This is a genomic window from Facklamia sp. P13069, assembly GCF_050409405.1.
GTDB lineage: Bacteria > Bacillota > Bacilli > Lactobacillales > Aerococcaceae > Facklamia.
Map to the genome: position 1 here is coordinate 21,413 of NZ_JBNUPN010000011.1, position 23,913 is coordinate 45,325.

The 23,913-nt window shown below is 35.0% G+C and carries 21 protein-coding genes, 1 tRNA gene and 1 other annotated feature; of the genes, 5 read left to right on the plus strand and 17 right to left on the minus strand.

Features of this window, described 5'->3' with window-relative positions:
• Window positions 1–7 precede the first annotated feature (7 nt).
• From ACQV2T_RS04585 to ACQV2T_RS04595, 3 genes are all read right to left on the minus strand, one after another.
• Window positions 8–628: an NADPH-dependent FMN reductase gene (locus ACQV2T_RS04585; protein ID WP_428872950.1), complete on the minus strand. Its 621-nt coding sequence runs from the start codon at window positions 626–628 to the stop codon at window positions 8–10.
• A gap of 32 nt (window positions 629–660) precedes the next feature.
• Window positions 661–1,380: a DUF554 domain-containing protein gene (locus ACQV2T_RS04590; RefSeq protein WP_428872948.1), complete on the minus strand. Its 720-nt coding sequence runs from the start codon at window positions 1,378–1,380 to the stop codon at window positions 661–663.
• 101 nt (window positions 1,381–1,481) lie between these two features.
• Window positions 1,482–2,738 carry an AI-2E family transporter gene (locus ACQV2T_RS04595; protein ID WP_428872946.1) on the minus strand — a complete coding sequence of 419 codons (1,257 nt, stop codon included), beginning with the start codon at window positions 2,736–2,738 and terminating at the stop codon, window positions 1,482–1,484.
• 128 nt (window positions 2,739–2,866) lie between these two features.
• Here ACQV2T_RS04595 and ACQV2T_RS04600 point away from each other — a divergent pair, with 128 nt between their 5' ends.
• Complete coding sequence (locus ACQV2T_RS04600; protein ID WP_428893294.1) at window positions 2,867–3,907, plus strand: lactonase family protein; 1,041 nt, start codon at window positions 2,867–2,869, stop codon at window positions 3,905–3,907.
• 99 nt (window positions 3,908–4,006) lie between these two features.
• Here the strand turns inward: ACQV2T_RS04600 and ACQV2T_RS04605 are convergent, their stop codons facing one another.
• A complete protein-coding gene (locus ACQV2T_RS04605) occupies window positions 4,007–4,492 on the minus strand; it encodes a PTS sugar transporter subunit IIA (RefSeq protein ID WP_428872944.1) in 486 nt (161 codons plus the stop codon).
• Between the two features lie 148 nt (window positions 4,493–4,640).
• Here ACQV2T_RS04605 and ACQV2T_RS04610 point away from each other — a divergent pair, with 148 nt between their 5' ends.
• A complete protein-coding gene (locus tag ACQV2T_RS04610) occupies window positions 4,641–5,456 on the plus strand; it encodes an undecaprenyl-diphosphate phosphatase (RefSeq protein ID WP_428873012.1) in 816 nt (271 codons plus the stop codon).
• A gap of 378 nt (window positions 5,457–5,834) precedes the next feature.
• On the opposite strand, the gene ACQV2T_RS04615 is transcribed toward ACQV2T_RS04610, so the two are convergent.
• The 7 genes from ACQV2T_RS04615 to ACQV2T_RS04645 form a co-directional block, all read right to left on the minus strand.
• A complete protein-coding gene (locus ACQV2T_RS04615) occupies window positions 5,835–7,370 on the minus strand; it encodes an ATP-binding cassette domain-containing protein (RefSeq protein ID WP_428881701.1) in 1,536 nt (511 codons plus the stop codon).
• Between the two features lie 279 nt (window positions 7,371–7,649).
• The gene (serS, locus tag ACQV2T_RS04620) at window positions 7,650–8,942 is read right to left on the minus strand and encodes a serine--tRNA ligase (RefSeq protein ID WP_428881700.1); all 1,293 of its coding nucleotides are present in this window, start codon (window positions 8,940–8,942) and stop codon (window positions 7,650–7,652) included.
• Between the two features lie 41 nt (window positions 8,943–8,983).
• Window positions 8,984–9,207, minus strand: a binding site (T-box leader).
• 33 nt (window positions 9,208–9,240) lie between these two features.
• A complete protein-coding gene (trmL, locus tag ACQV2T_RS04625) occupies window positions 9,241–9,768 on the minus strand; it encodes a tRNA (uridine(34)/cytosine(34)/5-carboxymethylaminomethyluridine(34)-2'-O)-methyltransferase TrmL (RefSeq protein WP_428872940.1) in 528 nt (175 codons plus the stop codon).
• A 3-nt stretch (window positions 9,769–9,771) separates the two neighbouring features.
• On the minus strand, window positions 9,772–10,953 hold the full coding sequence (gene queG / locus ACQV2T_RS04630; protein WP_428881758.1) for a tRNA epoxyqueuosine(34) reductase QueG: 1,182 nt from the start codon (window positions 10,951–10,953) through the stop codon (window positions 9,772–9,774).
• Between the two features lie 70 nt (window positions 10,954–11,023).
• Window positions 11,024–11,635: a 50S ribosomal protein L25 gene (locus ACQV2T_RS04635; RefSeq protein WP_428872939.1), complete on the minus strand. Its 612-nt coding sequence runs from the start codon at window positions 11,633–11,635 to the stop codon at window positions 11,024–11,026.
• Between the two features lie 653 nt (window positions 11,636–12,288).
• Window positions 12,289–12,360, minus strand: a tRNA-Arg gene (locus ACQV2T_RS04640).
• 120 nt (window positions 12,361–12,480) lie between these two features.
• Window positions 12,481–13,248 carry a hypothetical protein gene (locus ACQV2T_RS04645; RefSeq protein WP_428881699.1) on the minus strand — a complete coding sequence of 256 codons (768 nt, stop codon included), beginning with the start codon at window positions 13,246–13,248 and terminating at the stop codon, window positions 12,481–12,483.
• Window positions 13,249–13,488: 240 nt separating this feature from the next.
• Here ACQV2T_RS04645 and ACQV2T_RS04650 point away from each other — a divergent pair, with 240 nt between their 5' ends.
• The 3 genes from ACQV2T_RS04650 (at window position 13,489) to ACQV2T_RS04660 (ending at window position 15,411) form a co-directional block, all read left to right on the plus strand.
• Window positions 13,489–13,923, plus strand: a complete 435-nt coding sequence (locus ACQV2T_RS04650; RefSeq protein WP_428874644.1) for an HIT family protein — start codon at window positions 13,489–13,491, stop codon at window positions 13,921–13,923.
• Between the two features lies 1 nt (window position 13,924).
• Entirely contained in the window at window positions 13,925–14,284 is a 360-nt protein-coding gene (locus ACQV2T_RS04655) for a YtxH domain-containing protein (RefSeq protein ID WP_428872935.1), read from the plus strand.
• Between the two features lie 140 nt (window positions 14,285–14,424).
• The gene (locus tag ACQV2T_RS04660) at window positions 14,425–15,411 is read left to right on the plus strand and encodes a peptidylprolyl isomerase (protein WP_428892493.1); all 987 of its coding nucleotides are present in this window, start codon (window positions 14,425–14,427) and stop codon (window positions 15,409–15,411) included.
• A 67-nt stretch (window positions 15,412–15,478) separates the two neighbouring features.
• Here ACQV2T_RS04660 and ACQV2T_RS04665 read toward each other — a convergent pair whose 3' ends face one another.
• The 6 genes from ACQV2T_RS04665 to ACQV2T_RS04690 form a co-directional block, all read right to left on the minus strand.
• Window positions 15,479–16,132, minus strand: a complete 654-nt coding sequence (locus tag ACQV2T_RS04665) for an SRPBCC family protein (RefSeq protein ID WP_428893295.1) — start codon at window positions 16,130–16,132, stop codon at window positions 15,479–15,481.
• 8 nt (window positions 16,133–16,140) lie between these two features.
• Window positions 16,141–17,088, minus strand: a complete 948-nt coding sequence (locus tag ACQV2T_RS04670) for a 3'-5' exoribonuclease YhaM family protein (RefSeq protein ID WP_428872931.1) — start codon at window positions 17,086–17,088, stop codon at window positions 16,141–16,143.
• Window positions 17,089–19,908, minus strand: coding sequence for an AAA family ATPase (locus ACQV2T_RS04675; RefSeq protein ID WP_428872930.1), 2,820 nt, complete (start codon window positions 19,906–19,908; stop codon window positions 17,089–17,091).
• Window positions 19,898–21,166 (minus strand): metallophosphoesterase family protein, encoded by a 1,269-nt coding sequence (locus ACQV2T_RS04680; protein ID WP_428885093.1) that lies wholly within the window; start codon window positions 21,164–21,166, stop codon window positions 19,898–19,900. Before ACQV2T_RS04680 ends, ACQV2T_RS04675 begins: the two co-directional genes overlap by 11 nt.
• Window positions 21,167–21,262: 96 nt before the next feature.
• Complete coding sequence (locus ACQV2T_RS04685) at window positions 21,263–21,607, minus strand: YlbF family regulator (RefSeq protein WP_428872927.1); 345 nt, start codon at window positions 21,605–21,607, stop codon at window positions 21,263–21,265.
• A 92-nt stretch (window positions 21,608–21,699) separates the two neighbouring features.
• The gene (locus ACQV2T_RS04690; protein ID WP_428885094.1) at window positions 21,700–23,826 is read right to left on the minus strand and encodes a transglycosylase domain-containing protein; all 2,127 of its coding nucleotides are present in this window, start codon (window positions 23,824–23,826) and stop codon (window positions 21,700–21,702) included.
• Window positions 23,827–23,913 lie beyond the last annotated feature (87 nt).

Sequence of the window (23,913 nt, forward strand, 5' to 3'; positions counted from 1 at the left end):
TCCCCCCTTACTCTTTAGCTTCGAACTGTTGATGATAGAACTTGCGAGCTTCATCCACATTTGCTTGATGCCTTTCTTGTAATAGTTCTGTGACACCAATAAATTGAAGAAAATCATTAAAATAAGCTTCTAACTGATTGACCTTATCTGGGAAAACTAAATTCCCTTCTTTATCAAAAGCCTCTAAAGAGTTCCCCATTAAAAATTCACAACCAGGCATAAGCATTGCACGAATAACTGGTGCATTCATAATTGAACGCAGGTGTTGTTGGGCTCTAGAAGTCCCTAAAACACCATAGGAAGTTCCCACAATCATTAAAGGTTTATCCACAAAAGGAAATATATTATAAGATAACCAAGATAAAGCGTTCGTCAAAGCGGCTGGAATAGAATGATCGTACTCTGCAGTAGCAATAACCACTCCATCGGCTGCCTCAATTTTTTCAGCCATTTCAATGATTACCTCAGGTAATTTTCCATCCGCTGGTTTATTAAAGATTGGCAGGCCTCGAACTTCAAGTAATTCGATATTCGCTCTATCTTGAAAATGTTTTTGAATAAATTGTAATAACTTACGATTGGTAGATTCCGTAGAATTATTTCCAACGATGCCAACAATTTTCTTCATATTATTATACCTCCATAGAATAGTATTCCTAATTAGAATAAAGATAATAGCGTCAAGAAAATAGGGGGTAAAAAGATTGCCGGTGTATAATTTAAAATCTTTAATTCAGTAATATTTAAAATATTCATGCCTAAGCCAATCAATAATAGTGACCCTACTGCAATAATCTCATTTACCACTGCTACTGATAAAATAGGAGCTAAAAAGCCTGCTAAGATTACTAATAAGCCTTGGATGATTATTACTGGAATTGCCGATAGTAAAACACCTGCTCCCAAAGATGAACTCAATAGAATGGCGGTAATGCCATCTAAGATAGACTTGGTATAGAGCGTGGTATTATCACCGGTTAATCCACTTTCTAAAGATCCTAAAATAGACATTGAACCAATACAAAAGATCATTGCTGCTGAAATAAAACCTTGCCCTAACTGACTATCAGATCCTGGTTTTGATATTTTTTTTTCAATTAATGAAATCCCATAAGTTACCTTTTGATCAATATCAATTGATTCCCCAATCATTGCTCCTACAACAACTGACAAAATCATAACAATCGTATTTTCTCCAGCTAAGGTGCCATCAATTCCAATTGCGAGCACGCATAAAGCAATACCATGCATCAATCGCTCATGGATTTTTACAGGGATTCCTGCCTTTAAACCCATACCGATTAAACTACATATAACGATTACGATACCATTAATAATTACACCCATCTTAACAAATCCTTCACATAAAATTAAGAGCATCCAAAGGATACTCTTGCTTGACTGGCGTACTATCTCACCTTGACACTTAATTATTATAAAGATAAATTCATGATTTTTCCATAGAAAACCAAGAACTAATTTTATTTTAATAATTGATTGGAATTTAGTAATTTATCAACTTGATCTTCTGCAGCAAAACCATCCTGCCCATCTTCAACCAAACACATATCAATTAAAGTTTCTTTAGAAAGCGATTGGTTCTTTAAATCATCACCATATAAATTAGAGTGTTTGCGGTAAATACGATATAGTTCTGTTACGATCACTTTAAGTACTGCAAAAGCAGGAACACCTAGAATCACACCCGTTACACCAAATATGCGCCCCGCTCCTAACAGAACAATTAAAATTGTAACTGGATGGATTTTTAAATTCGAGCTAAGAATTTGCGGTTGAATAAGTCTTCCTTCAACTAAAGCCTCAATCCCTATAACCAATAAGACCTTTATTAACATAAAAGGAGAGGCAATTAAACCAATAATTATGGCAGGAATAGCGGCAATGACTGACCCAATATAGGGAATGACATTAAGAAAAGTAGCAAGTACTCCTAAAGTAATCGCATAGTCTAGGCCTATAATGGAAAAACCAGCAGCGAAAATCATGCCCACAATAATTGCAACAATAATTTGGCCACGAATATATTGACCAATCTGATAGTGAGATTGATAAATCATAGTCTTAGTCGTTTCTCTATAGCGATCAGGAATATAATAAAGTATTTTAGGGAATAGCTTATAACCTTCTAATAAAAGATAATAAAGTAAGACAGGAATAGTAACTAAGCCGGTTACAACCGTTGAAACCGTACCTATCACGCTACCTAATCCACCAAAAGTCGATGTAATTAGCGGTTGAATTTGCTGGATAAGTCCGTTTAAATCAACACTCCCCTCTTGATTAGCCAGATTAGGAAAGACTTCATTAAAATCAGGTAGTAAAGGAAGCTTGTTAAAAACATCTTGAATTCCTGCTACATATTTAGGTAAATCATTAATAAATGAGCGCGTCTGACTTTGTACTATCGGCACGAGTGTAGCTACACCCCAAGTTACTAATAATGAGAGGCCAATAAAAATTAACCATATTGATAAATGACGGTTTACACCGCGTCTAGAGAGTTTAACCACTAAGGGCGAGAACAGATAGTACATAATGCCCGTTCCAATGAAAGGAAAGGCAAAGAAGTTCAAGAAATCAAAGAGTGGTTGAAATAAATAAGAAATTTGTGTAAAAGCATAGATTGCCAAGACAATTAAAATAAATTTTAATAGCCGAATAACATTGCGATCATTCAAGAATTCTGACTTAAATAAAAACTGATTTAATTTTCGCATCAATACCCTCCTATCCTATATGAATTCATCTCAATCATACCACAAATAGAATTAAAATGATTGGCTTAACTACGATATAAATCTACCCTTATGCTATAATACTTTTGAAGAAGAAAGGAGTCCATCTTATGAAAGAAAAATATTTTTTAGGTGGTTATACCCGTCGAGTTAATGAAGGATTAACATCGATCACTTTTGATTCTCAAAAAGAAACTTTCACAGAAAGAGAGTTAATCGATACAATTCAAAACCCCACCTATCTTGCCCTCTCAAAAGATAATCGCTATTTATTTACAATTGAAAAAGAAGAACCTTTTTCAGGAGTGGCAGTATACAAAAAAAAGCATAATGATACCTGGATTAAAAAAAATTATTTTTATCACACCAAAGCAGCAGGATGTCATCTTTTCTATTTAGATTCTAAAAAAGTCCTCTACCTATCAAACTATCATGAAGGCACTATAGAAATCTATCACTTAAATGATGATGAAATAAAACATATACAGACTGTTACCCACGATGGTTCATCTGTCCATCCTAATCAAATTCAGTCTCGTATCCACTTTACCTCTACTTTCAATCAAGATAAGTTTCTTTATGTTTGTGATTTGGGTAGTGATAAAATTTATGTATATTCCTTAGCTGAGAATGGCTCAATCTCCCATCTTGAGCAATCTTTAAATATTCCAGCTGGAACCGGTCCACGGCATTTAGCAATCCATCCTAATCAGAAATTTATCTACATTATTGGTGAGCTGAATAATACCACGATTTTATGTCATCTAAAACAAAATGGCCATTTAGAGATTATTGAAAGTTATCATAATATTCCAACCGATAGTCACCCAGAAGCCACCGGAGCTGCAATTAGAATTTCAAAAGATGGTAACTTTTTATATGTTTCGACACGCTATCAAGATCAAATTACCCTCTTTGGAGTGGATAAAACTAGCGGTAAGTTAAGCCTTCTACAAAGTATTTCATCATATGGAAAGGTTCCAAGAGATTTCTGCTTATCGCATGATGAAAAATATTTGATTGTGGCTCATCAAGATTCTGATTACCTCACTTTATTTAAGAGAAATTCTGCAAGTGGAATAATTTCTTTAACCGATACAAAAGCTTATGCTCCTGAATGCGTTTGTATATTAGCATTAAATAATAAGTAAATTTCATTAAAAAATATATTCAAAAAGTTAGTGATTAGTTAAAAATCAAAATGATTAGCAGATTCAATAGAATTTGCTAATCATTTTTTTGATAACCTTTTACCTTAATGTCACATACCCAATTTCTTGTCCTTTAGTAACTGAACCGCTAGCAGTAATCTTAAACTCATCGATGACCTCTGAACCATTAACAAAGATAACTAACATCACATTATCCTTACCTGCTGCTTCAATTTCTTGATAATCAACTTCTGAAACAGCAGTGGTTGGTGTTAAGTTATCCCCTTCATTAACCAAAGTATTAAAAGGCTTACCTTCTAATTCCACCGTATCTAATCCCATATGAAGTAGTAATTCTAAATTTTCTATTTGTATTCCCATCGCATGTTTAGTCGGAAAAACATTCATTAATTTACCCTGAACTGGTGAGTAGATGGTTGATTGACTCGGTTGAATAGCGTAGCCATCTCCCATCATTTTCTGAGAAAAAACTTGATCGTTGACTTCTTCTAAAGGAATTATTTGACCATCACAGACAGCATGTAAGCTGATTTTTTTAGCTTTTTTCTTAAATAACCCAAACATTTTATTCCTCCTCTTGACTTCATTTTATCATATTTCTTCACAGACTCCTATTTTAAGAATTGACCACATAGTGACATTTGTTTAATTGTTAGCTATAATAAGCGAGAAAAAGATCACGAGGTGATATATAGTGCAAAACCTAGAATGGATGGAATTATTAAAAATTATTTTCTTAAGTATTGTTCAAGGAATTACAGAGTGGTTACCCATTTCTTCAACTGGACACTTAATTTTAGTTGAGGAATTTATTCAATTAAATCTCAATCCAAATTTTGTTGAAATGTTTCGAACTGTTGTACAATTTGGTTCAATTTTAGCTGTAGTCGTCCTTTATTTTAATAAACTTAACCCTTTGGATTTTAAAAAGTCTAGCCAAGAAAGAAAAAATATCTGGGTAATTTGGTTTAAAGTTGCTTTTGCTACCCTGCCAGCAGGAGTTCTGGGCCTATTGATCAATGATTACATGGAAGAGTATTTTAATACTCCTTATGTGGTCGCTGCTGCCTTAATCATTTATGGTTTTGCTTTCTTGTGGATTGAAAATAAAAAGCCAGCTCGTCATGCTAAACAAGTTAATACTCTTAAAAAGATTTCTTTCCCTACGGCTTTTAAAACCGGTCTATTTCAGGCCTTGTCTTTAATTCCAGGTACTTCACGGTCGGGGTCAACCATCCTCGGTGGACTTTTATTAGGAATGGAAAGAACAGTTGCGACAGAGTTTTCTTTCTTTATGTCAATACCTGTTATGTTCGGAGCTTCTTTAGTTAAGTTAAAAGACTTTGGCTTTGCTTTTACTAGTGCTGAACTTGTTTACCTCTTGGTAGGTATGTTTGTTGCCTTTCTTGTTTCCTTAATCGTCATCCGTTCACTTCTTAAATTCATCAAAACGAATGACTTTAAACCTTTCGGTTACTACCGTATTATTTTGGGTGCCGTTGTCATTTTGTATTATTTATTTAAGTAAACTAAAAGAAATAAGAGTTGACCCTATAGTGACCCCAAGAAGTTGGACCAGAAAGATGCGTACATGTTATATGTGCTTGTCTTTCTTATTTTATTGTTTTCTAAGCAGCTTGAAGTGATTGGCGATAAGCAAATCGGGCTCAGCCAGATCAGGCTTTAAGATACAAAATATATACTTCTAACTTGTTTACGTATAAGGACTTATTTTTATTTCAATTTTATGATTGTTTTTATCTTCTTTTGATTCGCATAAATAATAATTTTTTAAGTTGGTCCATCATACTCAAAGCCAATGGAAGCCCAAAAGCTAGACTTTCGGTCTCACGCTTGGACTTCGGCTTTAAAACTACTCATTAACTAAATTCATAAACGTTTGAATTTAATCAATAAGTTTAAGACCCTCTGGTTTAAGTAGATACAGTTGATGACATACCTCTTTTAAATATAAACGATCATGGGAGACGCTAATAATAGTTCCTGGAAATTCGCTTAAAACTTTCCGTATTTTTGGTTGTGAATTCGGAGAAAAATTTCGCGTCGGCTCATCTAAGAAAAGAAGATTCGCTCTCATCAAATCCATTTTTAAAAATAATAATTTTGCTTTTTGTCCTCCTGATAATTCGTTGATAGGGTGAGACATTTCCTCAGGAAGAAAATTCATACTGGCCAAAAAAGTCATTATTTGTGTTAATTCTTCGCTACTTCCTTCCTTAGCAAGTAACTGAATCGGTGTCAAATTCGTATCAACGAATTCACTATGATTTTGAGGCATATAGGCAGGTATAATTCCTTCTCTATCACCATCTTGATTGAATAAAAGCCACATATGCTTTAAAAGCGTTGATTTTCCTACCCCATTAGCTCCCACAATTCCTATTTTATCCTGTCCTTGAACCGTTAGATTAATGTTTGGTGCTAGTAAACGACCTTCAACCTTTAAATTAAAATTGCTTACCTCCATAATCTTGCGCGAATCAGCAATTGGAATGGAGTGGTTAAAAAATATCTTAATTGGGTCTTCAATTATCACTTGCTGACTTCCTTGTTGATGTTCGCGTTCAAGTCTTTTGCCCAATGACTTAACGGTCTTCATCTTTTTCGCTAGTAGTCGTCCGCTTGCTGAATCCTTAGTATGATTTAAACGATGATGCAAAGCTGACTCAAGCCTTTGTTGACGAGCAAACTTTTTAGCATATATTCTTTCATTTTGCTCAAAGTCTTTTTGCTGACTCGCGATCCTCTTATCACGATATAGAAGATAGTCCTTATAAGCTAATTTCGAAACTGTATGACATGGGTCTTTTCTATGCAACAATCGCTCTAAATGAATAATCGAAGTGGCTGTTGATTGTAGTAGCGATTCATCATGTGAAACAAATAATATTGCTTGTTTACTTTCGCTAATAAATTTTTCTAAATACCTTATTGAATCAATATCTAAATCATTAGATGGTTCATCTAGTAGAACTAAATCCGCTTGCTGAGCTGCTATCCTTAACAGTGATAATTTTATTTTTTCACCACCTGAGAGGGATCTCACTATTTGTTCAGAATGTAGTCGCTCCCAATCAAAACCTATTTTCATTCCAAATTTGATTATTTTATTATAATCCATTAAAAAGGGATCTACCTTTGCGAAAAAGAACTTTTCAATACTTAAACTAAGATCTTCCTCCTTCATTTGTTGAGGGAGGTATGCCATTTGACTGAAAGAATTAATTTTTTCGCCTTTAATAATTAGATAGTTACTAAGTGATTCATCATTCATTAACCACTTTAAGATAGTCGTTTTCCCATTACCTTCTTCGCCAATAATCGCTACTTTTTCGCCGGGATGAATAATAAAAGACAAGTCATCAATAATTTTAACGAAATCCTTACGATGGTATAAGCTTAGACTATTTACCTGTAACATAAAAAAACTCCTTTCTACTCTTGTGCCAAAAATCCATTATTAGCAGCTTAGAATAGAATAGAAGTATCCCCTATGTAACATTTGATACTTTCTAAAAAAGTTCACACTAAATAGAAGTCACTTCTACTCATGCTGCTTTCTTAGAAATTGTTCAAATGTAACACTCCTCTTAATAAGTTACTTTGATTAAAGCATATCTTTTTTTAAAATTCAAATTTCACACTCTAAATACTTATACAAAAAGCTTTCCTTAAAAAATTTTAAGAAAAGCTTTGTATGTTATCCCATTGCATTCTCTTTGGTAATTTCAGTCACTCCACCCATATAAGGTACCAATACTTCTGGAATTTTAACACTGCCGTCCGCTTGCTGGTAGTTTTCTAGGATGGCTACAACTGTTCGACCAACAGCTAAGCCAGATCCATTCAAGGTGTGAACATAATTCAACTTGCCTTCAGCGTTGCGGTAACGAATCATGGCGCGTCGCGCTTGGAAAGCTTCTGTGTTAGAGCAAGAAGATATTTCTCGATAGGTATCTTGAGCTGGAACCCAAACTTCAATATCATATGTTTTAGCGGCTGAAAAGCCCATATCTCCAGTACAAAGGGTGATTACCCGATAAGGTAGTTTTAAAGCTTGTAAGATACCTTCAGCATCTTTGACCATAAATTCTAATTCTTCATAAGAACTTTCTGGATGGGCAAATTTAACCATTTCAACCTTATGAAATTGGTGCATACGAATCAGACCTCTAGTATCACGACCGGCTGATCCGGCTTCTGATCTAAATGATGGAGACATGGCGGTAAATTTGACCGGTAACTCTTCCATTGCAATTACTTCATCTCGATAGTAGTTGGTTAGAGGAACTTCCGCTGTTGGGATTAAGACAAATTGACGATCATCACTCAACTCAAAAGTATCTTCTTTAAATTTAGGATATTGTCCTGTTCCAAACATTGACTTTTCATTAACTATATAAGGCGGTATAACTTCGGTATAACCATTTCTAGCCGTATGAGTATCTAACATAAAGTTATAAATAGCGCGCTCCAACCTTGCGCCTAACCCCTTATAGAATACAAAGCGTGAACCTGATACTTTGCCTGCTCGTTCAAAATCAAGAATGCCTAAATTCTCTGCAATATCCCAATGATTTAAAGGTTCGAAATCAAAGTCTGTAATCTGACCCCAACGGCGATTTTCAACATTATCTTCTTCATCTTCACCTATTGGTACTGATTCATGAGGTAAATTAGGTAATCCATGTTCAATTTGAGCCAAGGCAATGTCTAGCTGATTTAAAGTCTCATCTATTTCAGCTATTTCTTGCCCTATAACTTGCATGGCTTGAATCTGTTCATCCACATTTCCTTTATTGCGCTTAATAGTGGCAATTTCTTGCGAAACTTTATTACGGACCCCTTTTTTCTCTTCTACTTGAGTTAATAGAGCTCTTCTTTTTTTATCCAACTCTTTAAATTCATTTAAAATTTCTGTTTTTACTCCGCGATGACTTAATTGCTCAACTACTTCATCCATATGGTTTCTCAAATAGCGCCTATCTAACATCTTAATTCCTCCTTTATGTAATAAAAAAGAGACCTCCGTCTATTTGGGACGAAAAGGTCTCTTGTTCCGCGGTACCACCCGTTTTTAAGAATTGATTTAAATTCTTACACTTGTATCATAACGGCGATGACCGGCTTTATTTATGCTTAGCTTTCATAAAGCAGAATGAATACGTGGATTCACTGAATAAGTGATTAGCTCTCATCAACCGCTAACTTTCTGCTTGACCCTTATTTCAGATACTATTCGTACTAACTATTAAATTTATTATATTAAATAGATTTTATTTGTCAAGCTATTACCATTTAAGTCTTTGAGCCTTTTCAGTATCACGATAATGATGTATGGCTTCCAATCCTTCATAGTTCTGTTGTCTTAGAGCTTCATAAATAATAATATTAGCCGTATTAGATAAATTTAAAGAACGAATATGCTGATCATTCATCGGGATTCTTAAAGATTGATCTTTATGAGCTTGCATAAAATCTTCAGGTAGCCCAGTCGTTTCCTTACCAAAGATAAAAAACTGCTCATCAATCGTTGAATCAGCTAAATTAGCTTCGCTATAAACTCTTGGTGCAAATTTAGAAATCAAGTACAATTTACGATTACCTAAAAACTTCATAAAGGCTGGTAAACTGTCATGGTAAGTAATGTCGACATGCTCCCAATAATCTAGCCCTGCTCGTTTAAGCATTTTATCCTCAGTAGAAAAACCAAGCGGTTCAATCAAATGTAAACTAGTATTAGTTCCTGCGCAAGTTCTCGAAATATTGCCAGTATTAGCTGGCATTAGGGGCTCATAAAGTACGATATGGTTTTTCATCGTTTAACTCCTTTTAGACTTTAACTCTTTTTTATTTTTGAGACGTTCAATAGCTTTTTTCATTTCTTTGATGGTTTCTGGTTCAGATTCCTTCTGCAGTTGGTCATAAATCATACTAATCATCGCTTGATTTTTATCTCTTTGGATTACACTAACAGCATAGGCAGCAGTTGCTCGAATCACTGGTCGTGGATCTTTTTCAATTAATTCAAGCAGATGCGGCAAGGCTGTTCGGTCCCGATAATTAGCCAAAGCGATAATTGCATTTCTTTGCAAGGGCTTCTTGCCTCGCCAAGACCCCGCTAAATGTCCAAATTGTCGTTTAAAGGCTCTATTGCTAAGTGATAACATATTCTTTAATATTGGTTTTACTTCGTCTTGGATAGGCTCCATTTCAGGATGATGATGAAAATCAATGCCCTTGTTATAAGGACATGAAATCTGACAAATATCACAGCCATAAATGACATGAGTCATTTTTCGGCGATAGTCTTCAGCTAAATGTCCTTTGGTTTGAGTCTGATAGGATAAACATTTCTGCGCATTCATCTTACCGTCACCAAAAAGAGCTTGAGTAGGACAGGCTGTCACACAACGATAACAATCGCCACAACCATATGTAACCCTTTGATCTGGCATAAAAGGAATGTTCGTGATAATTTCACCTAAATAAACGTAACTGCCAAATTCTTTAGTGACCAGCAAACCATTACGACCTATAAAGCCCAATCCAGCTCTTTCAGCCACAACCACATCAATCAATTCCCCCGTATCAACCATCGGTTTAAAACGAGCATCAGGAATTTCTGCTTGGATAAGATCAATAACCCTTTGCATACGTTCTGATAAAATATGATGGTAGTCTTCCCCCCAAGAAGCACGAGCAAAACTACCACGACGTTCTTCTTTATTAGAAGCTGGTTCCTTTCTAAAGTTACTAGGATAAGCCAAAGCAATCGAAATAATTGATTGGGCCCCTTCAAAGATTTTTTCAGGATAGATTCTCTCCTCAATGATAGGATGTTCAAAACCAGTGGTATGTCCTTTCGCCTTTTGCTCTCTTAAACTTTCCTCTAAATGGTCAAAAGGTTCCGCTGTCGTAAAACCGATCTTATCCACTCCTAAGTCTTTCAGCGATTTTTTTAAAATGGATTTGACTTTAATAGCCTCTTCTTTTGAGATCAGTTTGTTCAACTCCTATCTAAAAAAAGCACCATAAACGACAAGCGTTTACAGTGCTTCATAATACAAATTTTTACTCTTCTTCTTCGTCTTTAGCACCAATTACTTCAGGTTCTATCACTTCAGTTTCTTCCTCTTCTTCTGGTTCTTCTGTTGGAGCAGAAACTGAAACGATTGTTTCAGTTGAATCTTCTAAGATTTCAACGCCTGCTGGAACTGCTAAGTCAGCAATTGTCTTAGTGTCACCAATTTCCATTCCAGTAACATCAATTTCAAATGAGTTCGGAATAGTGTCTGGTTTAGTTTCGATTTCCACTGTATTAAGTGTTTGTTCCACAATGCCAATTTTAACTGTTTCTTCGTTAATAATGCTTAATGGAACTTCAACAATAATCTTCTGATCAGCAGAGATAGCTTCTAGGTCAACTGAATAGAAAATATCTTTTAAAGCTGCTTTAGAAAAGTCTTTCAAGATTACTTTTTGCGTTTTACCGTCGTAGTTTAAATCAAAAACCGCGTTAGATCCTTCTTTTTTTAGAAGTGATTCGAATTCGCGACGATCAACTAATAAAGAAGTTGCTTCTAATTTTTGTCCATATAAAACTACTGGGATTTTACCTTCACGACGTGCTTGTTTAGAAGCACCGGTACCTGTCTTTGTTCTTAATTCTGCACTAATTGCCATATATAAGAGCTCCTTTATAACTTATTGCATATAGAATGCTAGATTTGCTGTAAATTTTTACACATAAATTATCATATCAAAAACCATCTCACAATACCAGTGTTTTATGACTAGTCTTAGTGATTTTTCTATATAATTTTCTTTTTTGCCCTTATTCTTTTAAAAAAAAACTACAAACTTAATTTATTTATCTTTGGTAGTGGTTTTTCTACTAGTCGTTTTATCTTTTGTTGTTACTTTTTAGCGCTTTTTTTCCTTTTCATAAATATTTGAGGGATTATCTAAATCAATATTTTGTTTATCTTGATTACCTTCTTGAGCAGCCTTAATAAGAGTATAAGTTGACATCTTATAAGCATCACTTGCAATATTTGTTTTATTGGTACTATCACAAGCAGCTAATACAAGAATGGTAATAAGAAATAAACTTAGTCTTAAAAATGGGCTTTTTAATTTTCTAAGTTTTCCTTTCTAATTGCTTGTCTTCTAACTAGTTAAATCTTAGTCAACCCTTGTGCGATTGTCTAGTCAATCCCCTTATTCTAGCTAGTCTAATTTAAAATAAAAAACAGCCAATCTGGCTGAACTCTCTAAAAAGTATTTTTTAAAAAAATATGAGATTTTTTGCTAAAAATCTTTAGCTTTATTACAAATACCGCCGGAGGGAATCGAACCCCCATCGAAAGAACCGGAATCTTCCGTGATATCCATTACACTACGGCGGCCTAACGATTACTTATTATACCAAACTCAAATTGCTAAAAGCAAGAAATAAGCCAATAAAAAAGGACTAACAATTAATGATGTTAGTCCTATTCTAAAAATAAGATTGTAAAAATTATCCACTATTGGTCCATGATTGAACCTTGTCTAGACCTAAGGTAAATTATTGGTGTGGTTGTGCCATCTGGATGAAGACGCTCAATTAAAATCAAACCTGCGTCATTGGCATAATAGATACGGATTGTATCTCCGTTATTCTTTGCCATCTCTTCAACAAGCAAAACATCAGTATAAATTTCTTGACCAATTGTTAGCGAGTCCACCCTACCAATTACTTTTTTCTTAATTTCTTCTTGATAGCCTGATTTAAAAATTGTTCCTTCACTTATATCTACAGGTAGAATGAGTGAAACATTGTCATCTGAAGCATCAGCGGAATACCTCAGGTCTTCCACTACCGTATAATTATCAAAGTAAGCGAGTTCATATAGACCATCGGGCTTAATTTGATAAACGTAGGCTACGGCTTTTGTATCTGTAAACTCTGCGACTTGAAAAACTCCATTTGCATCAGGCATGAATTCCATGATGATATCTTTAGTAAAGTATTCACTTCCATCTCCCACGTATTGATAATTTAAATAATGCACATAAGGAATGAGTTGCTTAAATAGACCGACATCAGGTAGAGGGTCAAAAACAGCTTCATTACTTGTTTCAAAAATTTCTTGACTAGACGGCTCGTCAGTTTGCTCTATCCCTACTTGCTCTTCTGTCGTTTCCTCTTGGCCGTGAACTATTGCTAAAGGATTTAAATTAAAAACCAGGAAAATGCCTAAAAGAGTTAAGAGCAGGTACATTTTTTGAAATTTACTTTTATTCAAATTCATTCTACCTCCCATGTAATTGTTATTATATCTATAATATATCCTTCTTCAACATAACTATTATATCATAGCTAGTTTAAAGGAGGCTTGAGTTAAAATGGAATATTTAATGAAATTAAGCCTGTAACACGCTAATCTTATGAATTTTTTATGAAGACTCATTTTAAGATGTTATTAATAGCGTTTTCTAAAATCCTTATGATATGCTATAGAGACAAGACGTAAGTTAAAGGAGAGAAAAAAATGACAAATTGTATTTTTTGTAAGATTATCAACGGAGAGGTTCCTAGTGCTAAGGTCTATGAAGATGATGAGGTCTTTGCCTTTTTAGATATCACTCAAGTTACCAAAGGACATACTTTAGTCATACCAAAGAAACATGTTAAAGATATTTTTGAGTATGATCCAGAGTTAGCAAGTACCGTTTTTAGTCGAATTCCGAAAATTGCCGACGCCATTAAAAAAAGCATACCAGGTGTTAAGGGCATGAATATTCTCAATAACAATGGAGAAGTCGCCTATCAATCTGTTTTCCATTCACACATTCACCTGATTCCACGTTATCATAAAGAAGAAGGATTTAAATTACATTTTGAAGACCATTCAGATGGTTACACTCAGGATGAATTTCAGCAATTGGCAGCATCAATTAAACAAACAATAGAAAGTGGCGATTAGTATGAAAAATTTCCCACAAGGTTTTCTAACTGGCTTAGCTCTTGGAGTACTAGCGGGGTTAATGAATGCTAAACAATCTGGTGAGAAAACAAGACATCAACTAAAAAAGACTTATAAAGATTTTAAAGTTGATTTCCAACAAGTTGATCAAGACTATGCCCGTTTTCATTCAGCTATTCAGTCGTTGACTGCAGAAGCTAAGCAAACTATGGACTTTATTTCTCATTTAACCAATCAAACTAAACAAAAAGTCATGGATGAAACAGAACCTAGAATAAGAAGAATTAAAGAAAATGTTAAGCAATTAAATGAAGATATTGAGGGAATGTCTTCAGCTAATTTAAACTCATATAAGAATTAAATTCAGGTTTTAATTTATAAAAATTATGATGTTTTTTAGAATTTCTAGCTTATATTATCTTTTCTAATCATTAAGTGTTAAGATATATTTATGCTTATGTTATAGCAAATTATAGTAGAACTATAGGAGTGAAAATTAATATGAAAAAATCAATCCGTACTTGGATTTTAACAGCAGCAAGTGTCGCACTTGTTGCATTGCCGAATTTAACAAGCGTTTCAGCTCAAGAGGGTGTAATTGCCACTATTGGAGAGACAACTATCACTGCTGAAGATTTTTATCAAGATATGAAAGAACAATTTGGCTCTACTGCTCTACGCTCAAAAATTATTGAAGCTGTTTTAATTGAAAATGTAGAAGACGCTGAAGGAGCTAAAACAAGAGCTGCTGAAGAAGTTCAGTCACAAATTCAAGAATTGGGTGGAGAAGAGGTATTCCAACAATTCTTATCTTACCAACAATTAGGTAGCGCTGAACAATATGAATACCAATTATATATCCGTAATCTTTTACAAGAAATTGTTGAAGGTCGCATCGATATGTCAGATGAAGCCATTCAAAATTTCTATGATAATGATTACCAACCAATGATGGAAGCACAGCATATTCTAGTTGATACGGAAGAAGAAGCTTTAAATGCTATTGAACGCATCAATAATGGCGAAGAATTCGATACCGTTGCTCAAGAATTATCTAAAGATGGTTCTGCAGAAAATGGTGGATTATTAGCCCCTTTCTCGCCAGGACAAATGGTTCCAGAATTTGAAGAAGCAGTTAAGTCTTTAGCTAATGGAGAAATGACGAGCGAACCTGTTCAATCTGAATTTGGCTACCACGTTATTAAAACAATCAACAATGGTGAAAAGAAACCATTAGAAGAGAGTAAAGAAGAAGTAGTTGAAGCATATAAACAAAGTAAGTATGCTGACTCTAACTTTACCTATGGAATTGTCGGAGAGCTTATTAAAAACTCTGACTTAAAGATTGAAGATCCTGAATTAAAAAATGCAGTGGATGATTTAATCAATTTAGCTGACCAACCAGAGGATGCTTCTGCTGAGGAAGTACCTGCTGCTGAAGAGGCTCCTGCTGAAGAGGCTCCTGCTGAAGAAGCGCCAGCCGAATAGAAACTATTTTAAATATAAAAAGGTTGAGGAAAATCCTCAACCTTTTTTGTTTTACTGTATTAAAATATTAAAGCGTTTCACGTGATTTTTGCTCTTTAATTAAGTTATTAACTTCTGCCATCAATGCTTTCGGCAAGTCTTTAGTATCCATTAATTCATTATGAACAATAAAGTGTTCAAGTTCATAAAGATTTATAATCCATGGAGCTACATCCTCAGCATTGGCTTCTTCTCTATCAGCAAACCAATATTCAAAAGTAAAGAGCGTAGTATCATTTTCTCCAGGATCAATTGTTAGAACCATATCGTCATTTTTCCATAAATAGGCCAATAAATGTCCTTCTTCAACATCTGTTAACATCAAATGATGCGCTTGTCCATTTCTTGTTACTTTAAATGACCCACCTGGTTTGCAGTCAATCATCCTCATATCTGACTTCCACTTAGATAAGTATTCATTATCAGTCCAATGGTTCCATACTGCTTCCGGAGTTGCATTAATTTCTCCTTCAAAGAATAGAGAAAAACCAAGATCAGTTTGAGGGTTTTCTACTTGTTCATGGTGACAACCACATCCATGATGGTAGTTATGTTCTGCATGATGATGGCATCCACATAAGTGCTCAGAGTTCGATTTAGAATGATTAACTTGGCATTGACCCTCATGATTAGACCCATGATTTTTGCAATTACATTTCTTTGGATTGCTATTATCTGTCATTTATTTGCCTACTTTCTGAAATTTGGTTTATAAAAACTACGACGATCCAATGGGAAAATTTGAGCACTTTCTTGACCTTCTTGTGTCTTATCTAAAACAGACAAAATCATATTAACAGTAGCATCTAAATTATCAATATGGTGAAGAATTTCTGCTTCAAGAATACGCGGTTGAACAGGACTACCATATTCCAATTTACCATGATGTGCTAGTACAACGTGCTTTAATAAAACAACGGCTTCTTTATTAGGATCAATACCAATTTGTTGACATACTTGTTCAATCATTTCTGACATAATGACGATATGACCTAACATTTTACCTTTAAAAGTATATTCGGTTGAGATAGCTCCAGATAGTTCAATTGTTTTGCCGATATCGTGAAGTATCAGTCCACCAATAAGTAGGCTAGAATTTATTTGCGGATAGATAGCCAAAAGTGCTCTAGCAATTTTCAACATAGAAACAGTATGATAACTTAAACCGCCTGCCATTGCATGATGGTTTCTTTTAGCAGCTGGATAGCTGTAAAAAGCTTCTTCATGTTCACTCAAAATTTTTCGCACAATTCGATTAATATTCGGTTCTTGAATGAGAAATAAAGCGTCATTAATCTGTTCTTTTATATCATCAATTTTCATAGAAATTCGTTCAACATAAAGTGTTGGATCGTTGGGTTCTCCTTCTTCAGCTAAACGAAGTGCTTTAATTTTTACTTGAGGACTTCCTTGATAAGTATCCCGATTAGCTCTCAGAAAAACAACCTTACCGACTTGGAATTTGTTAATTTCTTCTTCAGTAGCAGACCAATACATACCATCCATGGATCCAGAACGGTCTTGAAAACGGAAGGCAATAAATGGTTTGCCATTTCTAGCGGTTCTCACATCTGCTGCTTTAATAAGAACATAAATTCCAAATTCGTCTCCTTCATTAATCTCATATAATAAACTCATTTAGCTCTCCTCCTGGGTTGAATTCGTTTCTATTAGCTCGTCTAAGTTAATCATCGAATCAATCGCTAATGTATCCGCAGCCATTTGATCAAAAGTAAAGAATAAAACTTGATGATTTTGACTGATGGTCTCTAAAACTTTATACATGCTTGCTTTACGTATTTCGTCGAAGTTCACAAAAGCATCGTCGATTATGATAGGCATTGATACCATTGAAGAGGCATTCACTATAAAAGCTAAACGTAGAGCGACATATAATTGCTCCAAGGTTCCTTGCGAAAGTTCATGGGGTGAAAACAGCACATCTGAAAACTGTTTAACTTTGATTCCGGTTTTATTCAATTTAATTTGATCATAACGCCCATAGGTTAATTTAGAAAAAATTTCATTAGCCATTTTATTCATTTCAGGAATCGGATTATCCATTCCTTGTCTTAATGTTTGATAGATTAAATCGACAGCAATTTTTTTCTTACTCCACTCTTGAACATATTTAATGATTTCTGCTTTCTTATCTTCCAGTTTTTGTTGTAAGACTTGATAACTTCCATCTTGCTCAAGCTGATTTAAAGCCACTTCAATATTTGCACGCTGATATTGATGAGGTTGTACACGACTTTTATTAAGCGTTAATTCATTTTGAACCTTATTATATTGATTGATTAATGACTGTTTACTTTCGATAGCTGACATCTCATTTTCATAACCCCTAATCTGCTCACTATACAAGTGACGTTTTTCTTTGAGTTGCTGAATTTGATTATTGGCTTGAACTTTTTGTCTAAAGTCAACTTGGTCAAAGGAGTTTGTTGATTGATAAATTGATTCAATGATTTCTTGCTGCTCTTGTAGATGTTTTTTCTCTTGAGCAATAATATCTTGAGCATTTCTTATACGTTCCTCCATCGCTTTACCACGTTCCACTTGACGGGCGATTGAAACTTCAGTTTCTTCAACGTGGTGTATAAGAACCTTGATACTTTGATCTCCCAAAGGAAAACGCTCAAGTAGTGGAGCGATTTGTTTGCGCCATTTGGCAATCTCGACATTGAGGTCATTTCGCTCTTCTTCATATTGTTGACGAATTGTTTCAGCTTGAAAGTACTCTTTAACCGGATTCGATTTAAGAACAATTTCTGCATCTGCAGTTGGATAAAAGCCTAAGGCAACTAACCATCGTTGCTGCTCTTGTCTTTTTCTGACTAAGTTTTCTTCAACCGATCGAAGATTGGCTTCTCGTTGATTGATGTCTTGACCTAGTTCTTGACTTCTATCTTGATAATGGCGCTCTTTTCTTTGTAATTCAGCCATTTTCTCAATTGCTGGCGAGGAATGAAATTTCTTTTTATATTTTAGATGCTCAAAGAAGACATAAGCGGTTGAAAGTATACCTAATCCGATTAAAATCAAAGCAATCCAACGGAAATTCGCCCCTGTCTGATTAAGTAAATGATAAATACCCATTGCTAGTCCTAAAATGATTGAAAGAGCCCCTATAAGATAATGCCTAATATTTGTAGCTTGTTGTAATTGAGCTCTTTCATTCATACGCATACTTTCTAGTTTTGCGTGCTGCTGTCTAACTGTGACAGAGTAGGTTTGCAATTCTTTTCGCTGATCTAGGAAAACTTTTCTCTCTGCTTGAATAGAATCTTTTTGTCCTTCAAAATCATCTATGGCCGCTTGAATTTCGTAACCTTGCTCGATTTCACGGTCAAACTCTGAGGACTTCTTTACTTTTTCAGGATAAAACTGTCCTTCACGAGCCAGTCGAGCCATAGTATTGGTTTGTTCTTGAATTCTTTCTAAAACGTGTTCTAAACGTAAATCCACCTTTTTAATATGGGCGGTATCACTTGACCATTGTCTCCTTTGGTCTTCGTGGTTTTTTCCCCAATTTAGACGGGTTAGGGTACTCATTTCATTGTTTAAATTGTGAATACGCTCTTGCATTTGTTGTATAGTCTTTTGACTATCATTTTTGGTCCGAACAGCCTCTTCTAATTTTTCTGGCATATCCTTATCCATTTTAGTAAAAACTAATTGCTCTAACTCTCTTTGAGCGACGAGGTCTTTTTGATAAATATCAAACCTTGTCATCAACTGATCCAATTGTCTTTGCTTTTCTTCTAAATCATGAATAGACTGATTAAGACCTTCAATTTGATCTATTTCAGCTTGCTGTTGGTCGAACAGGTCATCATACTTCGCCATATTTTGCTTCATTTTCTCAATGGATTGACTAAGTTCTTCAAATTCCAATAACGCTTGATTAAGTTTAGGATTTTTCCCCTTTAATTTATAAAGTTGCCCCAGATCTTTTTCGAAATATTTAGCCACAGAAAGAAATTTATCTGATCCAACCGTTCCGATTGATAGGAAATAATCACCCAATTTTTCTGCATCAACATTTGACAGTTCCTGCAAATTTTGCAGTGAAAAGGCATAAAAGGAGTCAAAGAGGTTTTCATCTAATCCACTTAAGATTTGATCTAACACTAGTTGTTCAAGCTCATGCCCTTTTGTATCTGTTAAAGTTAGACCTCTATTAGTTCTTTCCACCCAAATATCTCCATGGCTAGTTTCTTTTAAAAGAATTCTGCCCCCATATACTTCACTAAGTTTGGGTTCATAGCGATTAATTTGATTGACCCGTCGATGTTTAGAAGGAAATCCGAAAAGAATACTTCGAATAAAAGATTGGAGTGTTGATTTCCCAGCTTCGTTCTGACCAAAAATCAACTGTAATTGATCATCTAAATCAAAGCGTTGATTAACCCATTTACCGTATCCATAGATATCAAGGGTGCTAATCTTCACTATCAATCGCCTCCTTAAATTCAAATCCGATTGCTTGAATCATTAACTCTTGTGCTGATCGAATAGATTCCTTCTTCAATTCTTCATCCAATGATAAATCTGACATCCTTTGCTTAATAATTGGGTGGTCAAATAATTCTGCTAGACTTTCATGATATGCTTTACCTTCTTGCATATCTTGACAAGCCGCTTGGAAGCTAGTTTTTAATGTTTTATCATATTCGAAGGCATCTAATACCATTTGACGCTCAAGCTTTACCCTAACAATAATCGCGAATTTTTCGATCGACTGGGGTTCAGTGAGTATCGATTCAACCTCACCTTTTTCAATTTGTTCTTGTATATCGATTGGCAAACGTTGTGCATTTTTTAAAGTTAAAGAAATAATCTTCGAAGGTAGGCCCTTATCAACCTCATCTTTAAAGTTATTGACTAAGGATTCTATCGCCCATAACAAATCATTAACTTGCCAGTTTTCCTGACACTCTATGATTTCATCTCTCCATTCAATTTCAGCTAAATGAATAAATTCAGATTTTACCTTTTGATCGACTTCTAAGGTGACTAAATAGGCTCCCTTGTCGCCAATCTCCAGGCGATTTCTACCTTGAGGACTACCAGCATATTGAATAAGCGGGAATGTGGATAAAGTATTTGCCTGATGGATATGTCCAAGAGCCCAGTAATCATAATTTTTTGAGATTAGTTGCTCCAATGTAAAAGGAGCATAATTTCCCTTTTGCGTCGTACTTAACAATTCCCCGTGATATAAACCTACGGTAAAGTCCGTTTCATTGTTTTTTGCAGGGAATTCTTGGGCCTTGGATTCATGAATCCAACGTTTATTATAAGAAAAACCATAGAAGCGACAAGTTTGATTATCATTTGTCTTTATATCGATATGGTCAATCGACTCATCTTTAAAGACGTAAACATTTTCAGGATATTGCATCAGTAAGCGTTGGTTATTAAGAAAGTCATGATTCCCATGACAAATAACCACTGGGATTTCTGCTGCTTTCAGTCGTTCTAATTCTTTTAAAAAAGCATGTTGAGCATAAATTGTTTGTTTTTGAGTATCATAAATATCTCCTACAATAACAACAGCGTCTACATCTTCTTTAATAGCGTATGAAACGCCTCGATGGAATGCCTTATATGGAGCTTGGATTAGAACTTCTTGTAAGCTAGGGTATTGTTTTTGCATTCCAGCAAAGGGGCTATCTAAATGTAGGTCAGCAAAATGCATGAAACGCATCTCGGTCTCCTCTCTCCAAAATAATTGGTTGATAAAAGCAACTGAAAGAACCTCGAAAGATAATTGTTCGATGGCTTCCAGTTGCCAAATTCAAATTTATTCAGTTGGCGCTTGATATAAGTCTTGTAGTGGCTTGGTAATAATTTGATTGATTTCTTCCATTAGAAATCCGAGTTGTTGTTCGTTTTCCATTAACTTCTTAATTGAAGGGTTTTCCATTACTTTTGCATACAAGTTTTGAACTTCTGTGATTTTCTCTTCACTCGGCTGTTCAGTCATTGTCTGAAGTGACTGTGAGACCTGACGAAACTCTTCAAACAACTGATTGCTTTCAGGATCTTTCTTTATTTCTTCGAGTGCCGATTTTACATTCAAATAAGCTGGCAACTGTCGTAATTCGCGTTCTAAAGTGTTAGCTGTATCATAAATATTAATGTTCATAATAACCTCATTTCTATATGATAATAGTATCAATTTTTAGTCTTTTTTTCAATCAAACTGAGGTGAAAGCACCCATTTTTATTGGGCGTTTTTTAAATGGGTAGGTCTAAGTTTTCGATCCAATTGATAACCTCTTGTGTTTTTTCACTACTAAAAGATTTAACCTTTTCCCATAGATTACTTCCGTTCTCTTTAAGTGTTGAAAAAAGTTCTCCGTCAAAGTTGAAATCAACATTTTCCAACCAATCACCACCCATTTTACCATTGGTATCTGCTTCCATTTGCGAAGCGTAGCTGACATCAAATGGTGTTTGTGGCGAGTATGCCATCATGTAAGAAGTTTGACTATTAAATAATCTCCCCATGCCAGTTGGCATAATTTCATCCAAATTAGCACTTTCTACGTCATCCAGACCAATCCATGTCGCTATCGCAAAATCTGGGGTATAACCAACCATCCAACGGTCTCGCGTTTGGGTTGAACCGTCTGATACTTCAGTTGTTCCTGTTTTACCAGCAATCAAACCTGTATTAGGGCCTGCGCCATATCCAGTACCATTGCCACCATATGTATCTAACATCATGCTGGTCATATCTGCGGCAATCGTTTTGGTCATGATTAAGTGACGTTTAGGTTTTTCGTTATCATATACAACTTTCCCAGAAATATCTTCAATTCGTCGAATAAAGTAAGATTCATTTCTTATTCCCTTATTAGCAAAAGTCGCATAAGCTGAGGCTAATTGCACAGGGCTTACTCCTGTCGAAAAAGCCCCTAAGGCCAAGGTCAACTGCTGGTCTTGTTGGGGAACTTCAATACCAAATTGATGCAGTTTATCGACTGCGGTTTGAATTCCTAATTTATCTAGTAAATAAACAGCGGATGTATTTTTACTTTGTGATAAAGCATAGTATAAGGGGACTTCTCCTCTAGGATCCGTTTGACGATTAAAGTTTTCTGGAGCAAATTGATCCTTACCATAAGCCTTAACAACATCAGGAACCATCGAATGCATATTAAATCCATTCTCAAGAGCTGGTAAATAAACTGCTAAGGGCTTAATGGTCGATCCAGGAGCACGATACATATCGCTAGCACGGTTAAAGCCGCGATAGACATATTCTCCTCTTCCTCCATAAATTGCCATAATTCCCCCAGTACGAGTATCAACTATCGCACTTGCGCTTTGAACAATCGGCGCATCATATGCCCCATCATTAAATAAATAAGCATTCTCTTGATAAGCGTTATTAAGACCTTGTTGAGCATTGATATCTAAATTAGTATAAATTCGATAGCCCTTGGACATAAGGTCTTCTTCAGGGATGTTTACCTTACGAATAGCTTCATTGATCACCGCATCAAAGTAAAATGGATATTCATGTCCAGAACTGGCTGGAACATAATTGTCTAAAAGAGGTATAGACATTGCTTTGTAATCCTCTGCGTTAGAAAATGAGATAACCCCTTCATCAGCCAAAAGATCAGCAATGACATTTCGTCGGTCAATAGCTGCTTGATAATCATCAATTGGATTATATAAGGAAGGACCTTTTAAGATACCGGTTAGAACCATTGATTGATTCTGATCTAATTGGTAAGCATTAATGCCAAAGTATTTTTGAGCCGCATCTTGAATGCCCCAGACTCCATTACCAAAGTAGGCATTGTTTAAATACATTTCAAGAATTTGATCTTTTGAATAAGTTTTCTCAATTTCAAGTGCTAGAAACAATTCTTTTAATTTACGTTGAAAAGTTTGATCCAAGCTGAGAAAAGCATTTTTAGCTAATTGCTGTGTTAAAGTGGAGCCTCCCCCACCAGAAGTATTGCGATTAATAACTAAACGCAAAAAAGCTCGACCAATTCCAATTGTATCGAATCCATTGTGATCATAAAAGCGCTTGTCTTCAGTTTTAACAACTGTTTCTTGCATTAAGGGAGATATCTCATCTAAGGTCACATAGCTTCCTTTTTGCGATAAGAGTGTACCTACATATTGATCTTGCTTGTCATAGATTTCTGTTTTTGTTTGCAGGGAATCTTGCAGTTGTTTAACATCAGTCGTTTTCGCAATAAAAACCAAATAAGAGGTTAAGAATAAGGTAAGTGATAAAGCAATAAACACTAACCACTTCCATCCTCGGTAATAGCGCCAAATATTTTTGATCCCTTGAAATATTTTATGTTTACTCGATTGCATTTTAAATTTCTCCATTTAATCATTCACCTACTTTGTTAATTCTATCCTAGACAGAATTATATCGACCGCCTTCCAACTAAAGGCCGAGGTCAATCTTTTTAT